Below are 22,542 nucleotides of genomic sequence, written 5' to 3'. Positions count from 1 at the left end.
ACCGACGAGAAAGGGTGCCCCGTGCGATTCCTCGACGGCCACACACCGCAGTTCGATCTGACCTACGACGACGTCTTCGTCGTCCCCGGCCGGTCCTCGGTGCTCTCGCGATTCGACGTCGACATGACCACCGACGACGGCACCGGAACCACGATTCCCCTCGTCGTCTCCAACATGACGGCGGTGGCGGGCAAGCGCATGGCCGAGACCGTCGCCCGGCGCGGCGGCCTGGTGGTCCTGCCGCAGGACGTGCCCATCGACGCCGCCCGGCGGACCATCGCTTACGTCAAGTCACGTCACCTGGTGGCCGAGACGCCGGTGGTGCTCACCGGCGACGACGTGATGGCGCACGCGCAGGCGCTGATCCCCAAACGTGCTCACGGGGCCGCGGTCGTCGTCGACGCCGACGGCCGGCCGACCGGACTGGTTCCGCGGACCGCGCCCGGACACGACATCGACCTGTTCACCGACGTGGCGTCGGTCGCCGAACCGATTCCGGTCGTCCTCCCGGCCACCGCCGACCCCCGCACCGTCTTCGACGCCCTGGTCGAGGCCAACGCCGACCTCGCGGTCCTCGTCGACGCCGACGGCGCCCTCACCGGCGTCCTGAGCAGGCTGGGCGCACTGCGGGCCGGCATCTACCGCCCCAATGTCGACGCCGACGGGCGCCTGCGAGTCGCCGCGGCGGTCGGCATCAACGGCGACGTGGTCGGCAAGGCGCGCGCCCTCGTGGCGGCGGGCGCCGATCTGCTCGTCGTCGACACCGCTCACGGGCACCAGGAGAAGATGCTCACCGCTCTGCGGGCGGTCGCCGACGCCGACCTCGGCGTCCCGTTGGCCGCGGGCAACGTGGTCTCGGCGCGCGGGGCGCTCGACCTCGTCGACGCCGGCGCGACGATCGTGAAGGTGGGCGTGGGACCGGGCGCCATGTGCACGACGCGGATGATGACCGGCGTCGGGCGACCGCAGTTCTCCGCGGTCGCCGACTGCGCTGCCGCGGTCCGCGATCGCGGCGCGGCCGTGTGGGCCGACGGCGGCATCCGGTACCCGCGCGACGTCGCGCTGGCGATCGCCGCCGGTGCGTCGAACGCGATGGTCGGCTCGTGGTTCGCCGGGACCTACGAATCCCCCGGCGACCTGCACACCGACGTCGACGGAGAGTACAAGGTCAGCTTCGGGATGGCGTCCAAACGGGCGGTCGCCGCGCGGTCCTCGGGCGACGGCGCCTACGATCGTGCCCGGAAGGCTCTGTTCGAGGAGGGTATCTCCTCCTCGCGCATCCACCTCGACCCCGACCGTCCCGGAGTAGAAGACTTGATCGACCACATCTGTTCGGGTGTGCGCAGCACCGCCACCTACGTCGGTGCGACGACGCTGCGCGAACTGCACGACGAGGTGATCCTGGGCGTGCAGTCGGCGGCCGGTTTCGCCGAGGGCCGCCCCCGACCCGGCGGCTGGTGACCGACTCCGGTGGACATAGTCATCATCGTCGCCAGCCTGGCCGGGTTCGTCGCCCTCACGCTGGGCACCGCCCTGTTCGTCGCAGGCGAGTTCTCGCTGACCGCCTTGGAACGCTCGACGATCGCCGCCGACGTCGCCCGCCGCGGCGACCGCCGCTCGCACGCCGTCGATCGCGCCCACCGTTCGCTGTCGTTCCAGCTGTCCGGCGCCCAGCTCGGGATCACGATCACCACGCTGATCACCGGTTACATCGCCGAGCCGGTGCTCGCCAAGATCCTCAACCCGCTGCTCGAGGTCCTTCGCGTACCGGACAACCTGGTCTCGGGCATCTCCCTGGCCTTGGCGTTGATCATCGCCACCTCGCTGTCGATGGTCCTCGGCGAACTGATTCCGAAGAACCTGGCCATCGCCAAGCCGCTGGGTGTCGCCCGTGCCACGGCCTCGCCGATGTCGATGTTCTCCGCCGTGTTCAAGATCGCGATCAACGGACTGAACAACCTCGCGAACGCCCTCGTGCGACGCCTCGGGATCGAGCCGACCGAAGAGCTCGGGTCGGCACGCTCGGCGGCCGAACTGGCCGCCCTGGTGCACAATTCGGCCCTGCGCGGCGCACTGGACCCCGACACCGCGACGCTCGTCGACCGCTCCCTTCGCTTCGGTGAACTCACCGCCGAGGATCTGATGACGCCGCGGGTGCGCATCGAGTCCCTCGAGCCGAACGACTCGGTCCGCGACCTGATCGCCGCCGCCTCGCGCACCGGACACTCCCGGTTCCTGGTCGCCGAGGCCGGTGACCTCGACAACCTGGTCGGGGTCGTGCACATCAAGCAGGCGTTCACGCTGCCGCCGCAGAGCCTGGCGACCACGTCGCTGCGCTCGTTGGCGCGGCCGGTCACGCGAGTGCCCGACAGCCTCGACGGCGACGCGCTGATGGACCGCATCTCCTCCAACGGCCTGGAGGTGTGCGTGGTCATCGACGAGTACGGCGGGACCGCCGGGCTGGTCACCTCCGAGGACCTCGTCGAGGAGATCCTCGGCGATGTCACCGACGAGCACGACGTCGAGGAGTCGGACGTGACGCCGGTGGGCAACGGCTTCCGCTGCTCGGGCCTGCTGCGGTTGGACGAGGTGCGCTCGGCGATCGGCTACCGGGCGCCGGAGGGCTCGTACGAGACCCTCGGCGGCCTGGTCATGTTCTGCCTCGGCCGCATCCCCCGCACGGGCGACATCGTCGACCTGCCGCAGCACGAGTCGGCCGCCGATTCGATCCTCGACACTCCCGAGCCGCGGTGGCGGGCGACCGTCGTGCAGATGGATCAGCGGCGCGTCGACAAGGTGTGGATGACGATCATCGACGGCTCCGGTCCGATCGCACCGAACGGAGCGCGCCGTGGCTGAGTTGTGGGGCATCCTGCTCGCGGTGGTGCTGCTGGCCGCCAACGCCTTCTTCGTCGCGGCGGAGTTCTCCCTGATCGCCGCCCGCCGCGACCGTCTCGTCGCCCTGGAAGAGAGCGGAAAGAGCCGCGCGCGCACCGTCATTCAGGCCTCCGAACACCTGTCGCTGATGCTCGCCGGATCGCAGTTGGGCATCACCATCTGCTCGATCCTGCTGGGCCGGGTCGCCGAGCCGGCGATCGCGCATCTGATCGCCGCGCCGCTGGAACTGATGCGCATCCCCGATCAACTGCTGCACCCGATCGCCTTCGCCATCGCCCTGGCGATCGTGGTGATCCTGCACATCCTGCTCGGCGAGATGGTGCCGAAGAACATCGCGCTGGCCGGTCCGGAGACGGTCGCCATGCTCGTGGTGCCCGTGCACCTGTGGTTCATGCGCCTGGTCCGACCGCTGATCTGGTTCTACAACGCGCTGGCCAACCTGGCGTTGCGACTGATGCGCGTGGAGCCGAAGGACGAGTTGGCGACCACCGTCAACGAGTCCGAGCTGGCCGAGATGATCGGCGAGTCACGCGAGCTGGGTCTGCTCGACGCCGAAGAGCACGAGCGCCTCACGCGAGCGCTGACGACCGTGGAGCGGACCGCCGCCGAGGTGATGATCCCCCTCGCCGACGTCCGGTGCGTCCGCGTCCAGCTCGACGACGCCACCGGCGGCCTCGGTCCGCGACTGGGGTCGGTGGAGCGCGCCGTCCGAGAGACCGGGTACTCCCGCTTCCCCGTCGTCGGCCTCGACGGCTCGTACATCGGCTACCTGCACATCAAGGACGTGCTCGACGACATCCTCGACGAGGCCGTCGGACCCGAGTCGATCATCGGGGTCGACCAGATCCGCCCCCTGCCCAAGATCCGGGCGAGCACTCCGCTCGACGAGGCCACGGTGGTGCTGCGGCGCACCAGCGCGCACCTGGGGGCGGTCGTCGACGACGACGCCGCGATCGTCGGCGTGCTGGCGTTGGCCGATCTCGCCGAGTCGTTCATCGGCGACCTGCGCGACTCCACGCACCGGATCTGATGCCGACCCCCGAGCCCGCGACCGGCTCCCCCGCGACCGACTCCCCTGCGGCCGGCGCACCGACGCTCGCGCGCGAGGAGTGGCAGACCCGCGCGCAGGCGCACCGCGAACGGATCGAGGCCCTGATCGGCCCGTACCTGCAGGCCCGCAGCCAGGGCCGCAAGCATCCGGTGATCGACTTCCTGTTCACGTACTATTCGGCGCGCCCGAAGCAGGTGGCCCGTTGGCATCCCGGGTACGGTGTCGCGCTCGCGCAGGCCCACCGTTACGGCGGTCTGCGCGGCTACCGGGTGGACGCCGACGGGACGGCCCGGGTCTCGATCGAGCATCTGCGCGACCGCCGGCCCCTGCTGACGGCGACCCTGCGCCTGGCTCGGGCGACGGCGGGCCGTCCCGCGCGGTTCGGCTGCTTCGGTCTGCACGAGTGGGCGATGGTCTATCGGGTCGAGGAGACCCGCCACGAACTCCCGCTCCGGCTCGGCGCCGCGGGAACCGACGCCGTGGTGGAGCGACAGCCGCTCCGCTGCACCCATTTCGACGCCTTCCGGTTCTTCACCGAACCGGCGGCCGGGCTGAATGCGACCGCATTGACGCGCGCGACCGCGATCGACAACGAGCAACCCGGCTGTCTGCACGCGACGATGGATCTGTACCGCTTCTGCCTGAAATTGACGCCGCTGATCCCGTCCGAACTGCTGGCCGACTGCTTCGAACTCGCGCTCTGCGCCCGCGAGCTCGACATGCGCGCCAGCCCCTACGATCTGTCCCAATATGGCTACTGGCCAGTAACAATAGAGACGGCCGACGGCCGTGCGCAGTACGTTCGCGAGCAATCGGCGATCGCCGATCGTGGCGAACGCGCTCGTGCGGCCCTGATCACAGCGTGCGAGGACCTCCTCAGACTGTCCGACCTCGCCTGAATTCGCGCTGGTCGCGCCTAGTAGCATGGATGATTGTGGGCGGGCCACCTCCCGAGAGCATTCCGGCACGTGGTCGCAGTTTCCCGCAGTACGCACTCGCAAAGGAAAGGTTGCCATGACCGAACGCGTCACCGTCAACGGATTGCAGGTCGCCGCAGTCCTGTACGACTTCGTCAACACTGAAGCGCTCCCCGGCACGGGCGTAGACGCTGAGAAGTTCTGGGCGGGCGCTGCGGCCGTGATCAACGATCTGGCTCCGCGCAACCGCGAACTGCTTGCCGTCCGTGAAGAGCTGCAGACCAAGATCGACGCCTGGCACCGCGATCACCAGGACTTCGACTACGCCGAGTACAAGGCCTTCCTCCAGGAGATCGGCTACCTGGTGCCGGTGCCCGAGGACTTCCAGATCACCACCGCGGGCGTCGACGACGAGATCGCGAACATCCCCGGCCCGCAGCTGGTGGTGCCGATCCTCAACGCCCGCTTCGCGCTGAACGCGTCGAACGCGCGGTGGGGGTCGCTGTACGACGCGCTGTACGGCACCGACGCCATCCCGGAGACCGACGGCGCCGAGAAGGGCTCCTCGTACAACAAGGTCCGCGGCGACAAGGTGATCGCCTTCGCCAAGGCCTTCCTCGACAAGGCGGTGCCGCTCGAGCAGTGCAGCCACGCCGATGTCACGTCGTACACCGTCGTCGACGGCAACGTCGTCGCCGCCTTCGGTGACGGCGGGCAGACCGCGTTCGCCGATCCCACCGTGTTCGCCGGCTACACCGGCGAGGCCGGTGCCCCGACCGGCATCCTGGTGCGCCACAACGGTCTGCACCTGGAGATCCAGATCGATCCGGCCTCGCCGATCGGTGCCACCGACGCCGCGGGCGTCAAGGACGTCCTCGTCGAGTCCGCCGTCACCACGATCATGGACTTCGAGGACTCGGTCGCGGCCGTCGACGCCGACGACAAGGTCCTCGGCTACCACAACTGGCTCGGCCTGAACAAGGGTGATCTGGCCGAAGAGGTCAGCAAGGGCGGCAAGACCTTCACCCGCACGCTGAACCCGAACCGCGTCTACACCGCGCCCGACGGCGCCGGCGAGGTGGAACTGCACGGCCGCAGCCTGCTGTTCGTGCGCAACGTCGGTCACCTGATGACCAACCCGGCGATCCTCGACGCCGACGGCGACGAGGTGCCCGAGGGCATCCTGGACGCGCTGATCACCTCGGCCATCGGCATTCACGGCATGAGCAGCGAGGGTCTGCAGAACTCGCGGACCGGGTCGATCTACATCGTCAAGCCCAAGATGCACGGCCCCGACGAGGTCGCCTTCACCAGCGAGCTGTTCGGCCGCGTCGAGCAGGTCCTCGGCCTTCCGGAGAACACCCTGAAGGTCGGCATCATGGACGAGGAGCGTCGTACCTCGGCCAACCTGAAGGCCTGCATCAAGGCCGCCGCGGCCCGCGTGGTGTTCATCAACACCGGCTTCCTGGACCGCACCGGCGACGAGATCCACACCTCGATGGAGGCCGGACCGATCGTCCGCAAGGCCGAGATCAAGGCGCAGACCTGGTTCAACGCCTACGAGGACTCGAACGTCGACACCGGCCTGCACGCCGGCCTGCAGCACAAGGCGCAGATCGGCAAGGGCATGTGGGCGATGCCCGACCTGATGGCCGACATGCTGGCGCAGAAGATCGGCCACCCGATGGCCGGCGCCAACACCGCGTGGGTGCCGTCGCCGACCGCGGCGACGCTGCACGCGCTGCACTACCACGAGGTCGACGTCTTCGAGCGCCAGGACGACATCGCCAAGCGCGACCCCGCATCGGTCGACGACATCCTCACCATTCCGCTCGCGGCGAACCCGAACTGGAGCGATGAGGAGAAGCGCGAGGAGCTGGACAACAACTGCCAGTCGATCCTCGGCTACGTGGTCCGCTGGATCGACCACGGCGTCGGCTGCTCCAAGGTGCCCGATATCCACGACGTCGCACTGATGGAGGACCGGGCGACCCTGCGGATCTCCAGCCAGCTGCTGGCCAACTGGATCCGTCACGACATCGTCACCGAAGCGGACGTGGTGGCCGCGCTGGAGCGGATGGCGCCGGTCGTCGACCGGCAGAACGCCGACGACCCCGCCTACCGGCCGATGGCGCCGAACTTCGACGGCAACATCGCCTTCCAGGCCGCGAAGGATCTGATCCTCAAGGGCGCCACCCAGCCCAGCGGGTACACCGAACCGCTGCTGCACGCCGCGCGCCGCGAGTACAAGGCTGCCAACGCCTGATATACACGAGAAGGTGTAGCGCACCGAGCCCGGACCGGATTCTCGGTCCGGGCTCGGTCGCTCCGGTCGGGGTCGACACGATGCAGCGGAGGAGAAGGTTCGGTGGCTAAGCACACGGGGCACGGGCGTGGTCGGACGTTCATCAGCCGGCGGCTGGTGGCCATCGGGCTCAGTGTCGTCCTCATCGCGGGCATCGTGACCGCGTGGAGTCAACTGGGCGATCGGATCGACGAGGAGCAGCCCGTCGCGGCAGGCTCCTGTCTGGAGGGGCCCGCCACGGTCCCGGTGATCGCCGACCCGGCGCTCGCCCCCGGGCTGCAGAAGATCGCCGAGGCCTTCAACGCGCGCAAGCCGGTGGTCCGAGATCACTGCGTGAGCGTGCAGGTGCGTCCGGCCGACGCGCGCGCCACGCTCGAAGGGCTGACGGCCGCGACCTGGGACGCACAGGCATTCGGCGCCTACCCGGCCGCCTGGGTGCCGGAGTCCTCGATCTGGGCGGCTGTGCTGCAGACGACGAAGCCGGCGGCGCTGCAGGGCAACCCGGAGTCACTCGTGTCATCGCCGGTCCGCCTCGCGGTGGAGCCGCGGATCGCCGAGGCCGCGAACGGTGCCCTGTCGTGGGAGGGCCTGCCCGATCAGACCGAGGCCAACTCGCTGGCGGCGTTCGGCAGGTCCTCGTGGGGCTCGCTCCGCATCGCCATGCCGGCCGGTCCCCAGTCCGATGCGACCGCGCTCGCCGGCCAGGCCGTCGCGGCCGCGACGGCTCGCGCCGACCGCGCTCTGACGCCGGCGCAGGCGCAGTCGCCTGCCGTCGTCGATGCCCTGCGGCAGTTGATGTCGGCGCCGCCGCGTGTCGGCGACGGCTCGATCGAGGCCGCGGTGAAGGCCATCGCCGACACCACCGATCCCGCCGACGCACCCGTGCGGGCCGTCCCCGTCACCGAACAGCGGCTGTACACGATCACCCGCGACGATCCCGTCGCCAAGGTCGCCGCGGTGGCGCCCAAGGGACCGACGCCGGTCGCCGACTACCCGGTCGTCAAGCTCGCGGGCGAGCTGGTGCCCTTGCACATCAGCGACGCCGTCGAGCAGTTCTTCACGTTCGTGCGCAAACCCGCCCAGATGGAGGTCCTCACCAGGGTCGGCTTCCGCGGCACCGGCCCGCTGCCTGCGCCGACCGCCACGGTGAAGTTCGACGAGGTGCGCGACCTGCTGCCGGTGCCCGAACCGGGGGCGGCCGTCGCGATCAACAAGATCGTCTATCCCGCGGCGTCGTAGCGCGACCCTGGACTGTCGCCGGGCACCGGCGTTCCGTGTCGGCCCCGCCTCAGGCGAGCATTCCACTGCCCAGCCAGTCCGCCGCGTCCTTGATGCCCGGCAGGACGAAGAAGTAGCCGCCGCCGAAGGGTTGCACGTAGTCTTCCAGCGGCTCGCCGTCGAGCCGGTGCTGGACCGCCTCGAAGTGCTCCTGAATGTTCTTCTGATAGCAGACGAAGATGTGGCCGGCCTGCAGGTTGCCGTTGTCGTCGACACCGAGATCGTAGTTGTAGGACCGTCGGATCAGCCGCTGTCCGGCGGTCTCGCGGGTCCGCGGGTTGGCCAGCCGGATGTGGGCGTCGGTCGGCACCGCGAAGCCGTGGGGATCGGCGGCGTAGTCGGGGACATCGGATTCGGCGTTGCCGTCGAGCGGCGCGCCGCTGTCGCGGCGTCGGCCGAAGATGCGTTCCTGCTCGTTGATGGAGATCCGGTCCCAGAACTCGGTGAACATGCGGATGAGTCGGACCACCACGAAGGTGCCCCCGACGGTCCACGGCTGCACGCCGCCCTGCTCGACCCAGATCAGCGATGCGGCGTCGGCGCCCTGCGGATTGCCGGTGCCGTCCTTGAAGCCGAGCAGGTTGCGCGGTGTCCCCTCCGGCCGGGGCGGTGAGCCGAAACCGCGGATGCGCCACAGGATCTGCATGTCCGCGCGGGTGGCGCGCAGAATCTCGCGCAGTGCCCGGTGGACGGCGTCGGCGTGGTTGGCGCACACCTGCAGCAGCAGGTCTCCCCCGGTCCACGCCTCCTCGGGTCGGTCGTTGGCGAAGACCCTCATCGGGGTCAGGCTCGCCGGTCGGCGGCCGGCGAGCCCGAACCGGTCGTCGAACAGCGAGCTGCCGACCGCGACGGTGACGGTCAACCCGTCGATCGTCGGTGCCGCGCCGAGCACTCCGTTGTCCGCCGGCGGTCGAGCCACCGCGGTCGGCGGTGCCCCCTGCCCGCCGGCGAGTCGGCGGATCACGACCGTCAGCGTCTTGAGCAGCTCTTCCAACCCGGCGCGGTCGGCCGCGGTGACGCGCACGGCGATGAACTCCGAGGCCGGCTGCTGCCGGCCCGCCGCGGGCATGTCGACGCCCGACTGATGCGCGCCGTGGACCGGGTACGACTCGTCGGTGGGGACCGCGGCGGGTTCGGCGGCCCGCCGGTCGGCGGCGACCCCGCCGCCGACCACGCCGAGAGTCACCGCGGCTCCGGCCGCCCCGAGCAGTCCGCCTTTGATGAGCGAGCGGCGTTCGATGTCTGGCACAGCGGTCACTTCCCTTCCGTGCTGCGGGCGAGGGGCGGTTCGAGTTCGCCCGGGATCTGAGCGAGGAGCTCGATCGTCGACGACAGTGCGGCGTTGATCGACAGTCGCTGATCGGTGGTGAGGTCGCGGCGCGAGAGCCACTCTCCCGAGGGGGTCTGCGCCGTGGTCCGCAGGATCGTCTCGAGGTGATCGAGTCGCCCGCGTGCCGAGGCCAGCAGGTTCGGGTCTCGTCCGTTCAGCAGTCCCGCCAGGGCGTCGAGCACCACCCGCGTGTTGGCGATCATCGCGGCCGTCTCTGCGTATTCGCTGCCGGCGCCGAGATCGGAGAAGCCGTTGGTGAGGTGCCGCTCGGCCTCCTCCAGGACTTCGTGCGCCCGCAGCGGAATGTCTTTGGGATCCAAGGCGATCTGCGGGTCGTGCGCGCGCACCGCGGCGGCGAGCCGGTCGACGTCGGCGGTGAGCCGCTGTGCGATGGGCACCAATTCGGCGGGCCGCTGTCCGTGCCACAGTCCGTACTCCAGTCGCCGGAGTCCGCCGAACTGCTGATCGTGCACGCCGAGCGGGAGCGCCCAGGGTTCACCGCCGACGGCGTCGCCGAGGGCGCCGAACGCCCGATACGAGGCGCTGGACCGCTGCCAGATCAACATCGCGGTGCGCCATGCCCGCCTGCTGCCGGCCGAGTCGTCTGCGCCGAGCGAGGCGGTCAGCTCGGTGACCGCGCCCCGGAGCTGATCGAGCCGGACCAGGACGTCGGCCCGCAGGGCCTCGGCGGGCGCGGCCAGGTCGGCCTCGCTGACCGGCGGCTTCGGGGCCGGCGCCTTGGCCGCGGCCACCCCGGTCCCCGGAATGAACTCCGAGTAGGCGGCGCCCGAGCCGGCCATGGCGCAGTGGAATCGGAACCTCCCGGTCGGGACCGTCACGCGCATGGGCACCGTGGTGGCGGGAGCGAGGGTCTCGATCTCCCCCAGGATGTTCCCCGCCGCGTCTTCCAGGGTCACCTCCCCCGCGCGGCCGGAGGTGTTGTGCACGCTGAAGGTGTGCCCGCCCGCGCCGTCGATGACGCCGTCGCGACCGCACTGCCCGTCGGCGACGGTGACGGTCGATTCGGTCGTCGGCTCCTTGGGCAGCAGCGTGGAGACGACCACTGCCGCACTCAACGGGATCACGATCACGGCGACGGCCACCGGGCGGGCGCGGTCGACGACGCGGTCGACGATCGCATCCGACCGCGACAGACGCACCGACGTGGCCGCGGCGGCGACCGGCGCGCGGAAGTACAGCCACAGCACGACTACCAGGTACACCGTCCAGGCGACGATCTGCAGGACGGTCATGCGGACGGCGATGCCGGTCACCGAGGTGATGATCGCCATCCACCAGCTGCTCGCGTCGATGGTCGTCGAAACGTCCCATGCCACCCACGACCGGCCCGGCAGCCACCCGGCCGCCTGCAGTTCGCCCAGACTGTAGGCGAGGATGCCTGCGATCACGACGGTCAGGAAGGCCGCCGTGTAGGTGAAGAACCGACCGAGATCGAGTCGGAGCGCACGCCGGTACAGCAGCCACGCCGCGAGCAGGCCGAGGCCGATGCCCACGGCCGCGCCGATCATGGCTCCGGCGCCGTTGCCGGTCTGCCGCGTCGCCGCCCACAGGAACAGCATCGCCTCCAGGCTCTCGCGCGCCACCGCCGCGAAGGCCGTCAGCAGGAGCGCGGCGGTGCCGTTCGCCGCTCCGGAGGCGACCTTCGCCGTGAGGTCGCCCTTGAGGGTGCGAGCGGTGCGCCGCATCGTGAAGATCATTCGGGTGACGAGCACCACCGCCAGCAGGCCGAGGAGTCCGCTGAGCACCGACTGCCCCGCCGCGGGCATCGCGGCCAGGCTCGCGGTCAGCACGATCGCGGCACTGACCGACAGGCTGAGCGCCGCGATCACGCCCAGCCAGACCGCCGCCGTCTGCCGACGATCACCGGAACCCCGTCGTACCGCGGCCAGCAGGATGGTGATCACCAGACCGGCTTCCAGCGCTTCCCGCAATCCGATGATCAGATTAGGAAAGCCTATGGAAATGTTCATGAGCGGAGGTTAGCAAAGCCTTTTCTTGCACGACAATGACGCATTTCCGCCATTCTCATGCAAATGCCCCGACATCCCCCAGTACCCGTCCGCACGCAGCCTACCTGCATGGATGTCAAGAACCTCGACTTAAGGAACGCTTAAGGAAATAGGCGTACAAGTGCGGATATCGCAGTGCGAAAGGATCGGATCTCGACGCCCGTGCGGCATTCCCGATCACTGTTCAATCGGGCGATCTCTCGTTCAATCATCGGTCGACATCGATACGGACCGGGTGCGGATCAGCCTGCCGGCGGTCGACGCGCCGACCGTCAGCTCCGCCGGTTCCAGAACTGGTGGGTCAATCCGCTCGCGGTCGTGACCGACTCGATGTCGAACCGCTCCTGCAGGTCGGCGTCGCCGTCCCAGATCGACACTCCGGAGCCGATGACGACCGGAACCACCACCAGGTGCATGAAGTCGACGAGGTCGGCGCGCAGGAACTCCCGGATCGATGTCGGTCCGCCGCCGAGCCGCACGTCACCGTGACCGGCGAGGCCACGGGCATAGGACAGCGCGGTCTCCGCATCGGCGTCGAGGAAGTGGAAGACGGTGCCGTTGGCGAACGAGATCGGCGTCCGCTCGTAGTGGGTCAGCACGACCACCGGCGTCCGGAAGGGCGGCTCCTCGCCCCACCAGCCGCGCCAGTCGTCATCGCCCCACGGGCCGTTCTGCGGCCCGAACTTGTGTCGGCCCATGATCTCGACGCCGATCCCCTGACCCCACGCGCTGGTGAGGATCCGGTCGGCGGTGATCGGCTCGTCGATTCGGTGGACGCCGTCGATCACGCGGCCGTCGAAGTGCTCGAACAGCCGGGCCGCGTCGCCGATCGGCCGGTCGTGAGTGACGTATTCACCGGCGCTGAAGCCGTCGAGCGAGATGTTCAGGTTGTGCACTCGGACCTTCGGCATGGCGGCCTCCCTGGTCGTTTCACCGGCGCCTGATGGTGCGATCGTAGCCCCCCTCGACCGCGGTCGCGGGGTTGCGCGGCAACCGGCACCGTCGGGAACCGTCTACGGCGAGCGGACTTCCGGTGTTACGTTCGAAGGTAGGCAGTCGATGCCGATCGGCCGGCCGCCTCTCCCCCGCCACGGATTGGAGTCCTGTCGTGAACGATGCAGCGACGATCCTGCTGGGACGATACGAGCAGGTGCGCACCCGCACCGAGCAGCTCGCCGCGCCCCTGTCCCCGGAAGACCAGACCGTGCAATCGATGCCGGACGTGTCTCCGACCAAATGGCATCGCGCGCACGTCACCTGGTTCTTCGAGACCTTCGTCCTCGCCGAGAACGAACCGGACTACGCACCCTTCCACGATCGGTACGGCTTCCTGTTCAACAGCTACTACGAGTCCATCGGCCCGCGCTACAGCCGCCCCGACCGCGGGCACATCAGCCGGCCGGGAGCGGCCGACGTGGCGCGCTATCGCGCCGACGTCGACCGCCGGATGGCCGACCTGCTGGCCGGACTCGACGCGGGGGCGTTCGAGAAGCTGGCCCCGATCGTCGAGCTGGGACTGAATCACGAACAGCAGCATCAGGAACTTCTCCTGATGGACATCAAGCACGTGCTCTCGTGCAATCCGCTGGAGCCGGTGTACGCCGGGCGCCCCGCCGCCGGCACCGTCGCCGGCCCGCTGGGCTGGCGGTCCTACGACGGCGGACTGGTCGAGGTCGGGCACCGGCCCGCCTCCGACGGGACCTTCTGCTACGACAACGAGACCCCTCGGCACCGCGAGTACCTCGAACCCTTCCGGCTCGCCGACCGCCTGGTCACCAACGGCGAATGGCGCGAATTCATGGCCGACGGCGGCTACCGTCGCCCCGAACTGTGGCTCTCGGACGGTTGGGCGACGGTCAACGCCCAGCACTGGCGCGCACCGCTGTATTGGCGCGAGCACGACGGCGAGTGGACAGAGCACACGTTGAGCGGCACCGGGCCGGTGGATCCGACCCTGCCCGTGTGCCATGTGAGCCACTACGAGGCCGACGCCTACGCCCGGTGGTCGGGCCACCGGCTGCCCACCGAGGCCGAGGTGGAGCACGCCACCCGGGGCGAGGGCGCGCGCTCCGACGACAGCGGTCCGGGAGCCGCCTGGCATCCGCGGGCCGCGGGTCCGTCCGACGGGACACTGCGTCAGCTCGCCGGTCACTGCTGGCAGTGGACGTCGTCGGCGTATCTCCCCTACCCGCGGTTCCGGCCGGCGCCGGGAGCCGTCGGCGAGTACAACGGGAAGTTCATGTCGGGCCAGATGGTGCTGCGCGGCGGATCGGCGTTCACCCCGGTCGGGCACACGCGCGCGTCGTATCGGAACTTCTTTCCACCGGCGGCCCGCTGGCCGCTGACCGGTGTCCGGCTCGCCGCCGACGAGCCGATCCGATGACCCTCGACGCGGTCTCGCGCAGCGACGGCCGGATCGACGTCCTGCTGACACCGGCCGACCTGCGCGCGGAGATGGCCGTCGACGTGCGGGCCGGTCTCACGGCGATCCCGAAACACCTGCCGCCGAAGTACTTCTACGACGACCGCGGCAGTCGTCTGTTCGAGCAGATCACCGAGCTGCCCGAGTACTACCAGACGCGGACCGAGCGTCGGATCCTGATCGACCACGCCGACGAGATCGCCGCCGCCGCGGATGCGGAGGCGCTCCTCGAACTCGGTTCGGGGTCGAGCTCCAAGACCCGCACGCTGCTCGAGGCGCTCGATCGTCGGCGTCCCCTGACCGCCTATCTGCCGGTGGACGTCAGCGTCGGCGCGCTGAGCGAGGCGATGGACGCGCTGGGCCGCGAGTATCCGGGCCTGCCCCTCCACGGTTTCGTCGCCGACTTCGACCGTCACCTGGACCGGCTGCCCAGCCCCGGGCGGCGCTTGATCGCCTTCCTCGGCGGCACGATCGGCAACCATCCGCCGCCGCGTCGGCGACACTTCTTCGCGGCGCTGTCGGCGACGATGGCGCCGGGTGAGAGTCTGCTTCTGGGCGTCGATCTGGTGAAGGACCCCGCGCGGCTGGTCGCCGCCTACGACGACGCCGCGGGCGTGACGGCCGCGTTCAATCGCAACGTGATCGACGTGGTGAGCCGGGAGTTCGACGGCGACCTGGACCCCGCCGACTTCGAGCACGTCGCCGTCTGGGATCCCGACCGCGAATGGATCGAGATGCGGCTGCGCGCCCGAAGGCCGGTCGCCGCCCGACTCGCCGACCTCGATCTCACCGTGTCCTTCGCCGCCGGCGAGGAGATGCGCACCGAGATCTCGGCGAAGTTCCGTCGGCCGAGTCTGGAGCGCGAACTCGTCGCCGCCGGGCTGGCACCACGAGGTTGGTGGACCGACGCCGACGGCGACTTCGCGTTGGTCCTGGCTACTGCATGAACGCTTCGATCGGCGGGCAGCTGCAGACCAGGTTGCGGTCGCCGAAGGCGCCGTCGATGCGCCGGACCGCCGGCCACACCTTGGCGCGCGCACCGGCCGACGGCAGCCCGTTCGGGTAGACGGCGGTGAGCCGGTCGTAGCCGTGGTTCCACTCGCCGACCAGGCATTCGGCCGTGTGCGGGGCGCCGGCGAGCGGGTTGTCGTCGACGGTCCAGGTGCCGTCGGCGACCTTGTCGATCTCGCCGCGGATCGCGATCATCGCGTCGATGAAGGCGTCGATCTCGGCGAGGTTCTCGCTCTCGGTGGGCTCGACCATCAGGGTGCCTGCGACCGGGAAGCTCATCGTGGGTGCGTGGAAGCCGTAGTCGGCCAGACGCTTGGCGACGTCGTCGACCGAGACGCCGGTGTCCTTCGTGAGCTCTCGCAGATCGAGGATGCACTCGTGGGCCACCCAGCCGTCGGCGCCGGTGTACAGCACCGGGTAGTGGTCGGCCAGTCGGCGCGCGATGTAGTTGGCCGACGCGATCGCCGTCAGGGTCGCGGTCCGCAGTCCCTGCGCGCCCATCATCGCGATGTAGGCGTAGGTGATCGGCAGGATCGACGCCGAGCCGTAGGGCGCGGCCGAGATCGCGATGCCGGTCTGCGGCAGCTCGGTGGCGAGGGGGCTGCTCGGCAGGAACGGCACGAGGTGCTCGCGCACGGCGACCGGTCCGACGCCCGGGCCGCCGCCGCCGTGCGGGATGCAGAAGGTCTTGTGCAGGTTCAGGTGCGAGACGTCGCCGCCGAACCGGCCCGGTCGGGCGAGCCCGACGAGTGCGTTGAGGTTGGCGCCGTCGACGTACACCTGGCCGCCGGCCTCGTGGACGGCGTCGCAGATGTCGGTGACCTCGTGCTCGAAGACGCCGTGCGTGGACGGATAGGTGATCATGATCGCAGCGAGCTCGTCGCGGTGCGCGGCGATCTTGGCACGCAGGTCGTCGAGGTCGACGTCGCCGGTGTCGCGGCTGGCGACCACCACCACGCGCATGCCGGCCATCACGGCCGAGGCGGCGTTCGTGCCGTGCGCGCTCGAGGGGATCAGGCACACGTCGCGGGCGTCGTCGCCGCGCGAGAGGTGGTACTGGCGGATGGCCAGCAGCCCGGCGTATTCGCCCTGCGAGCCCGCGTTGGGCTGCAGGCTGACGCGGTCGTAGCCGGTGACGGCGACCAGCCGGCTCTCCAGCTGCCCGATCAGTTCGCGGATGCCCTCGGTGTCTGCCAGGGGTGCGAACGGGTGCAGGCCGCCGATCTCGGGCCAGGTGATCGGCTCCATCTCGGTGGTCGCGTTGAGCTTCATGGTGCACGAGCCCAACGGGATCATGCTGCGGTCGAGCGCGATGTCCTTGTCCGAGAGCATCCGCAGGTACCGCAGCATCGCGGTCTCGGTGCGGTGCAGGTGGAACGCCGGGTGGGTGAGGTAGTCGGTGGTGCGGTTCGCGATGGGCGCGGCGAACGCGGTCGGTGCGGCCTCGACGGCGCCGAAGGCGTCCAGGACGCCGGCGAGGTCGGCGTCGGTGGTCGTCTCGTCGCAGGCGATGCCGACGCGGTCGGCGTCGATCAGGCGGAGGTTGATGCCGTGGCGCGACTTGGCGTCCGCGACGATCTGCGCCGCCGCACCGTCCGTCCGCACCGAGAGGGTGTCGAAGAAGGCGGCGTGCTCGACGGTGAACCCGGCTCCGGTGAGCCGGTCGGCGAGGTCGGCGGCCTGTCCGTGGACGCGCTCGGCGATCGCCTTCAGACCGGCCGGCCCGTGGTAGGACGCGTACATGGCGGCGATGATCGCCAGCAGCACCTGCGCGGTGCAGATGTTGCTGGTCGCCTTCTCCCGGCGGATGTGCTGCTCGCGCGTCTGCAGCGCGAGACGGTAGGCGACGTTCCCGTCGGCGTCCTTCGACACGCCCACCAGGCGTCCGGGCAGCTGACGGGTGCGCTTGGTGTGCACTGCCAGGTAGCCCGCGTGGGGTCCGCCGAAGCCCATCGGGACACCGAAGCGCTGCGTGGTTCCGAAGCAGGCGTCGGCGCCCTGCTCGCCGGGCGGGGTGATCAGGGTCGCGGCCAGCAGATCCACGCCTGCGGCCAGGAGGGCGCCGCGCTCGTGGGCGGCGTCGATGATCGGCTTCAGGTCGGTGATGCGGCCGGAGGCGCCCGGGATCTGCACGATCACGCCGAAGAAGTCGCCCTCGGGCAGGCCGGCGTCGGCGGCCGACGAGTCCAGTTCCGCTGCCACGACCTCGATGCCGAGCGGCCTCGCGCGAGTGTCGATGACGGCCCGCGTCTGCGGGAAGAGATCGGTGTCGACGATGAGGCGGTTCGACTTCGACTTGCCGGCCCGGCGCATCAGCGTCATGGCTTCGGCGGCGGCGGTGCCCTCGTCGAGCATCGAGGCGCCGGCGACCTCCATGCCGGTCAGGTCGCACACCATGGTCTGGAAGTTGAGCAGCGCCTCGAGCCGGCCCTGGCTGATCTCCGGCTGGTACGGGGTGTAGGCGGTGTACCAGGCCGGGTTCTCGAGGATGTTGCGCTTGATGACGCCAGGCGTGTGGGTGTCGTAGTAGCCCAGCCCGATCATCGAGCGGGCGACGACGTTCCGGGCCGCGAGTGCGCGCATCGCGGCCGTCGCCTGCGTCTCGGTCAGCGGCTCGGGGAGCGCGTCGAGGCCCGGGGCGATGCCGTCGGCGCCCAGGCCGTCGGCGATGGAGGCGGGAACCACCTTGTCCGCGATCTCGTCGAGCGACGAGACGCCGAGCACATCCAGGATCGTGGCCAGTTCATCGGCGTCGGGGCCGAGATGGCGCTGGGAGAACTCGGAAACGTGGTTCGACACGAGGGCACCTTGATCTTCTCAGTCCGGCGGCATGCCGGACGGGGCCCTCCCCCTCTGTCATGCCGCCTTTCGGGCGGCGCCTGAGAGATTCGGTCGCAGCGGACTGCGGCCTTTCACCGTGGGCGGGCGGGAGCCGGACTCCAGCCACTTTCCAGAGACGCCGTCAACGGCCACGGTCCGGGTGCCTGAGAGTTTGACGGAGAGGTGTTGCTCCTTCGGCGGTCACCCGATGGCTCGGCTGACGCTCTCCCGCGGTGTAGCGACGCCCCGTCAGGCTACCAAGACGAGTCGAGAAACACCGCCTCTCGGGCAAGTGATCCGGGCGTACGTCACATCGTTTCGGCCCGAGCGGCCGGCGGTCAGGGGTTCGTGCCCAGCCACGCCAGGGCCGCGACCACCGCGGCGGCGGTGCCGTTTCGCAGGGTGCCCTCGATCACCGGTGCGAACCTCGGCGAATGATTCGCCGGGATCTCGGAGGCGAGCGTGCCCGCCGCGTCGGCCTTCGCGTAGGCCTCGGGGTCGGCTCCGCCCAGCACCCAGTAGCAGTAGGGCGCCCCGAACGCCTCCGGGATCTCGCTGAAGTCCTCGCTCGCGGATTGGCGATCGATGGTGAACGCGAGGTCGCCGAAGTAGTCGGCGAAGGCCTGCGCGACGGTGGCGGTGGCGGCGGGGTCGTTCACGGTCACCGGATAGTGGTCGTAGAACTCGAAGGTAGGCGGGCGCGGCGATCCCGATGCCGCGCATTCGCCTTCGACGATGCGCCGGACGGCATTCACGATGGTGGTGCGGACCGACTCGCTGAACGTGCGGATGTTGAGCTCGAGCACGGCGTGATCGGCGATGATGTTGCTCTTCGTGCCCGCGGCGATGCGGCCGACGGTGAGCACTGCGAACTCACCGGGCGCGACCTCGCGGGCGACGACGCCCTGCAGTCGCACGACGATGCTCGCGGCGAGCACCACCGGGTCGACCGCGAGTTGTGGCATCGATCCGTGGCTGCCGCGACCCCACACTGTGATGCGCACGCTGTCGCCGCTGGACAGGAACGCGCCCGACCGCGTGCCGACACGTCCCGCGGGAAGGGGCAGCACATGCTGGGCGAGTGCCACATGCGGTCTCGGGATCAGGTCCGCGAGGCCGCCGTCGAGCATCGATCGTGCACCGTCGGCGAGCTCCTCCGCCGGCTGAAACAGCGCGATGTAGGTACCGCGCCAGGCCGACGGGCTCTCGGCGAGCAGCCTTGCGGCACCGAGCAGACACGCGACGTGCACATCGTGACCGCACGCGTGCATGACCGGCACCTCGTCACCGTCGGCGTCCGGCACGCGGACCGTGCTCGCGTACGGCAGTCCGGTGTCCTCAGCGACCGGGAGCGCGTCCATGTCGGCGCGCATGAGCACCACCGGTCCGTCGCCGTTGGTGAAGATCCCCAGGACGCCGGTCGAGCCGATCCGATCGTGCACGTCGTAGCCGAAATCGCGCAGCGCCGCGGCCACCGATGCCGCCGTCGCCACCTCCTGATGCCCGAGTTCGGGATGCCGGTGCAGGTCTCGGTAGAAGTCCTCCTGCCAGCCCGCCAGGTCGACCAACCCGGCCGTCACGGTCGCCGCCGAGGTGCTCTGGTACGCCACGGGTCGTCCTCCCATCCCTCGACCGGACCGAGCCGCTGCCGGACCGAACCGCCTGCGAGACCCGGTCCCGCACATGCCACCGGCAGGCGCGCCCGCTATCCGGTCTTGCGGGTGCGATTCTTCCGGCGCGCGGCGAGTTCGTCCTCCGGCGACACCTCGCTGATCGCGCCGTCGGCGCGTTCGCCGGGGAAGTCGGCGATGGTTCCGGTCAGCTCCCGCATCGCGCCCGAGACGGCGATGCCGAAGACGCCCTGGCCGCCCTGCAGCAGATCGACCACCTCTTCGGGCGAGGTGCACTCGTAGACGGTGGTGCCGTCGGAGAACAGCGTGATCCGCGCGAGGTCCTCGACGCCGCGCTTGCGCAGATGGTCGACGGCGACGCGGATGTTCTGCAGCGAGATCCCGGTGTCGAGGAGTCGCTTGACGATCTTGAGGACCAGGATGTCCTTGAACGAGTAGAGACGCTGGCTCCCCGACCCCTTGGCTCCGCGGATCGACGGCACGACCAGCGAGGTCCGCGCCCAGTAGTCGAGCTGCCGATAGGTGATTCCAGCGATCTGACAGGTGCTCGGCACCCGATAGCCGACGAGTTCGTCCGGGACGGTGCCGTTGGGAAAGAGACCGGGTGCGATGTCGTCGAGACCGCCCTGCACGGGGCGCGCGGTGACCGGAGCGTCGCCGACCGACGCCACGCCGGTCGTCGCCGATTCTCCGGACTGCAGATCTGACGGATGATCGCCCACGGTAGCTCCCTTACACAAGACTCGGGCCGGTGGATCCCTCGTTCCGAGGATACTCCCGACCGCTGACAAAGTGTTGTCGTCGCCGACGACGTTGGATCAAACGTAGGAAGTCCCCGACAGGTAATCAATGCGACGCGCGGTAAACCTCAACCTAAAGTTAAGGTGTAGACAAATGGTGACGGGGCCGAGACACATTCGTTACCGCGCCGCCCGGGGTCGCGCTCGCCCTGCCGCAGGCCCGACCGGCGCGGCTGGTCCGGGACGGCCTCAGGAGTCGGATTCGGGACCGAGGAAGTCCTCGGGCGAGACCTGGTCGAGGAACTCGCGGAAGGCCTCCACCTCGTCGTCGCTGCCCGCCTCGTCGCCGGCGCCCTCCTCGTCGGGCATCACCATGCCCGCGTCGTCGAGCACCTCGTCGACGGCGATGATCTGGGCGTCGCAGCGCATGGCGACGGCGATCGCGTCCGACGGCCGGGCCTCGACGACGATGTCGCCGTCGAAGACCATCTCGGCGTAGAACGTGCCCTCCTGCATGTCGACGATGCGCACCTGCCGCAGGGTTCGGCCGAAGGCCTCGGCGAGGTTCACGATCAGATCGTGCGTCAGCGGGCGCGGCGGCTCGACTCCCCGCTGCTGCAGGGCGATGGACGCCGCCTCGCTCTGCCCGATCCAGATCGGCAGATAGCGGCACCCGCCGACCTCGCGAAGCAACAGGACCGGCTGATTGGCGGGCGGCTCCACACGGATTCCCACGACGCGCATCTCACCCATGATCTCGCCTCCTGCAGTGCGGTAGAAGTTCAGGTTACGCCGTCGGCGGTCAGTCGAGGGCGCTGCGGACAGCGGCCTTGACCAGCTGGGTGTGCAGCGTCACCGACAGTGCGGCCATCTCGCGGACGAGCTCCTCCGCGCGGTCGCGCGCACCGGTCCCCTTGCCCTTGGCGATGGGGCCGGCGATCTGCGCCACCAGCCCGGCTTCGCGGTCGGCGCTGATCTTGAAGGCACGCAGATGACGCGACTCCAGACCGAAGTTGGCCAGCGCCGCGGCCGCCTCGACCAGACGCACCGCGTCCTCGTCGAAGAAGCCGCCGGGGCCGGCGGACAGCAGTCCGTTGCGGACCAGTTCGGAGATGAAGGCCGAGTCGACGCCGGTCCGTTCGATGAGCGACTCGCGGTCGACTCGGCCACCCCGTGAACTGAAGTCGGTGGCCGGGGCCACCGCGCTGCGCGCGGACGAGAGCAGGCGCGGGCCGGCCGCACCGGCGGCGGTCTCCGCGTCGATCTCGTCGAGTTGCTCGCGGATCACCTTCAACGGCAGGTATCGATCGCGCTGTGCGGTCAACACGAACCGAAGGCGTTCGCAATCGGCATCGCTGAACCGCCGATAGCCGGACGGCGCCCGATCCGGCGTCACCAATCCCTCGGTTTCGAGGAAGCGGATCTTCGAGATCGTGACGTCCGGAAACTCTTCGCGAAGGATGGCCAGGACGGCGCCGATGGACATCGTGGCGTCGCCGGCACCCGCGCGCGCAGCAGGCGAGGTCACGACTGCGCGGCGCCCTCCCCGGCACGGGGGCCGGACAGGAAGACCAGGCGGAACTTGCCGATCTGCACCTCGTCACCGCTCGTGAGGGTCGCGGTGTCGACCGGATCCCGGTTCACATAGGTGCCGTTGAGGCTGCCCACATCGACGACCTGGAAGTCTTCGCCGTTGCGGCGGAACTCCGCGTGGCGACGGCTGACCGTCACATCGTCGAGGAAGATGTCGCTGTCGGGATGGCGCCCCGCCGACGTCGTCGGCTGGTCCAGCAGGAAACGCGACCCGGCGTTGGGTCCCCGCTTCACCACCAGCAGCGCCGTACCCGGTGTCAGTCGCTCGACACCGGTGTCGGCCGGCTCGTTCGACGTCGCAGGTGCGTCTACTTCCTTGATGAAGTCCTCACGGAAGACCGAAGTCGTCTCCACGGGCGCTTCAAAGCCGTTGTCGTTACCGCTCACCACATCTCCTTCTTCGTCAACGCACCCCGCCGTGACGAACGGATCGCAGGCCGGTTGTCCCGGATCTGCATCTCGTCACTCGAGGTACCTGCGCGAACCCCAATTGTCCGGTGTCACCGTACTTTTGAG

At 69.7% G+C, this 22,542-nt stretch carries 17 protein-coding genes and 1 riboswitch; of the genes, 8 read left to right on the top strand and 9 right to left on the bottom strand.

Annotated features, from left to right (window positions below):
• The first annotated feature begins 21 nt into the window (after positions 1–21).
• The 6 genes from AAFO60_RS13970 to AAFO60_RS13945 all read left to right on the top strand — a co-directional run bounded on the left by AAFO60_RS13970 (position 22) and on the right by AAFO60_RS13945 (position 8,410).
• Positions 22–1,461, top strand: a complete 1,440-nt coding sequence (locus AAFO60_RS13970) for a GuaB1 family IMP dehydrogenase-related protein (protein ID WP_347956819.1) — start codon at positions 22–24, stop codon at positions 1,459–1,461.
• A 9-nt stretch (positions 1,462–1,470) separates the two neighbouring features.
• Complete coding sequence (locus AAFO60_RS13965; RefSeq protein ID WP_347956818.1) at positions 1,471–2,859, top strand: hemolysin family protein; 1,389 nt, start codon at positions 1,471–1,473, stop codon at positions 2,857–2,859.
• On the top strand, positions 2,852–3,928 hold the full coding sequence (locus tag AAFO60_RS13960; RefSeq protein ID WP_347956817.1) for a hemolysin family protein: 1,077 nt from the start codon (positions 2,852–2,854) through the stop codon (positions 3,926–3,928). Before AAFO60_RS13965 ends, AAFO60_RS13960 begins: the two co-directional genes overlap by 8 nt.
• Positions 3,928–4,848, top strand: coding sequence for a 3-methyladenine DNA glycosylase (locus AAFO60_RS13955; protein WP_347956816.1), 921 nt, complete (start codon positions 3,928–3,930; stop codon positions 4,846–4,848). Before AAFO60_RS13960 ends, AAFO60_RS13955 begins: the two co-directional genes overlap by 1 nt.
• Before the next feature lie 115 nt (positions 4,849–4,963).
• Complete coding sequence (locus tag AAFO60_RS13950; RefSeq protein WP_347956815.1) at positions 4,964–7,132, top strand: malate synthase G; 2,169 nt, start codon at positions 4,964–4,966, stop codon at positions 7,130–7,132.
• 102 nt (positions 7,133–7,234) lie between these two features.
• Positions 7,235–8,410 (top strand): hypothetical protein, encoded by a 1,176-nt coding sequence (locus tag AAFO60_RS13945; RefSeq protein ID WP_347956814.1) that lies wholly within the window; start codon positions 7,235–7,237, stop codon positions 8,408–8,410.
• A 49-nt stretch (positions 8,411–8,459) separates the two neighbouring features.
• Here the strand turns inward: AAFO60_RS13945 and AAFO60_RS13940 are convergent, their stop codons facing one another.
• The 3 genes from AAFO60_RS13940 to AAFO60_RS13930 all read right to left on the bottom strand — a co-directional run bounded on the left by AAFO60_RS13940 (position 8,460) and on the right by AAFO60_RS13930 (position 12,720).
• Complete coding sequence (locus AAFO60_RS13940; protein WP_347956813.1) at positions 8,460–9,707, bottom strand: Dyp-type peroxidase; 1,248 nt, start codon at positions 9,705–9,707, stop codon at positions 8,460–8,462.
• The gene (locus tag AAFO60_RS13935) at positions 9,704–11,770 is read right to left on the bottom strand and encodes an FTR1 family protein (protein WP_347956812.1); all 2,067 of its coding nucleotides are present in this window, start codon (positions 11,768–11,770) and stop codon (positions 9,704–9,706) included. The genes AAFO60_RS13940 and AAFO60_RS13935 overlap by 4 nt, the downstream gene beginning before the upstream one ends.
• Before the next feature lie 311 nt (positions 11,771–12,081).
• Positions 12,082–12,720 (bottom strand): dihydrofolate reductase family protein, encoded by a 639-nt coding sequence (locus AAFO60_RS13930; protein WP_347956811.1) that lies wholly within the window; start codon positions 12,718–12,720, stop codon positions 12,082–12,084.
• A 197-nt stretch (positions 12,721–12,917) separates the two neighbouring features.
• On the opposite strand from AAFO60_RS13930, the gene egtB reads away from it, so the two are divergent.
• Positions 12,918–14,192: an ergothioneine biosynthesis protein EgtB gene (gene egtB / locus AAFO60_RS13925; RefSeq protein WP_347956810.1), complete on the top strand. Its 1,275-nt coding sequence runs from the start codon at positions 12,918–12,920 to the stop codon at positions 14,190–14,192.
• On the top strand, positions 14,189–15,178 hold the full coding sequence (egtD, locus tag AAFO60_RS13920) for an L-histidine N(alpha)-methyltransferase (protein ID WP_347956809.1): 990 nt from the start codon (positions 14,189–14,191) through the stop codon (positions 15,176–15,178). Before egtB ends, egtD begins: the two co-directional genes overlap by 4 nt.
• On the opposite strand, the gene gcvP is transcribed toward egtD, so the two are convergent.
• The 6 genes from gcvP to garA form a co-directional block, all read right to left on the bottom strand.
• Entirely contained in the window at positions 15,168–18,041 is a 2,874-nt protein-coding gene (gcvP, locus tag AAFO60_RS13915; protein ID WP_347956808.1) for an aminomethyl-transferring glycine dehydrogenase, read from the bottom strand. The two genes, egtD and gcvP, sit on opposite strands and share 11 nt — an antisense overlap.
• A 163-nt stretch (positions 18,042–18,204) precedes the next feature.
• Positions 18,205–18,303, bottom strand: a riboswitch (glycine riboswitch).
• A gap of 97 nt (positions 18,304–18,400) precedes the next feature.
• Positions 18,401–19,642 (bottom strand): amidohydrolase, encoded by a 1,242-nt coding sequence (locus AAFO60_RS13910; RefSeq protein WP_347956871.1) that lies wholly within the window; start codon positions 19,640–19,642, stop codon positions 18,401–18,403.
• 125 nt (positions 19,643–19,767) lie between these two features.
• Positions 19,768–20,415 (bottom strand): MerR family transcriptional regulator, encoded by a 648-nt coding sequence (locus AAFO60_RS13905; RefSeq protein WP_424307990.1) that lies wholly within the window; start codon positions 20,413–20,415, stop codon positions 19,768–19,770.
• Positions 20,416–20,682: 267 nt separating this feature from the next.
• Complete coding sequence (locus AAFO60_RS13900) at positions 20,683–21,186, bottom strand: bifunctional nuclease family protein (RefSeq protein WP_347956807.1); 504 nt, start codon at positions 21,184–21,186, stop codon at positions 20,683–20,685.
• A 49-nt stretch (positions 21,187–21,235) separates the two neighbouring features.
• Complete coding sequence (gene ftsR, locus AAFO60_RS13895; protein WP_432211716.1) at positions 21,236–21,961, bottom strand: transcriptional regulator FtsR; 726 nt, start codon at positions 21,959–21,961, stop codon at positions 21,236–21,238.
• Positions 21,958–22,416, bottom strand: a complete 459-nt coding sequence (gene garA, locus AAFO60_RS13890; RefSeq protein ID WP_347956806.1) for a glycogen accumulation regulator GarA — start codon at positions 22,414–22,416, stop codon at positions 21,958–21,960. The genes ftsR and garA overlap by 4 nt, the downstream gene beginning before the upstream one ends.
• Positions 22,417–22,542 lie beyond the last annotated feature (126 nt).

This window comes from Gordonia aichiensis, from assembly GCF_039946255.1.
GTDB classification, from domain to species: Bacteria; Actinomycetota; Actinomycetes; order Mycobacteriales; family Mycobacteriaceae; genus Gordonia; species Gordonia aichiensis_A.
The sequence above is the reverse complement of the archived record's forward strand: the minus strand, read 5'-3'. Positions and strand labels throughout refer to the sequence as shown.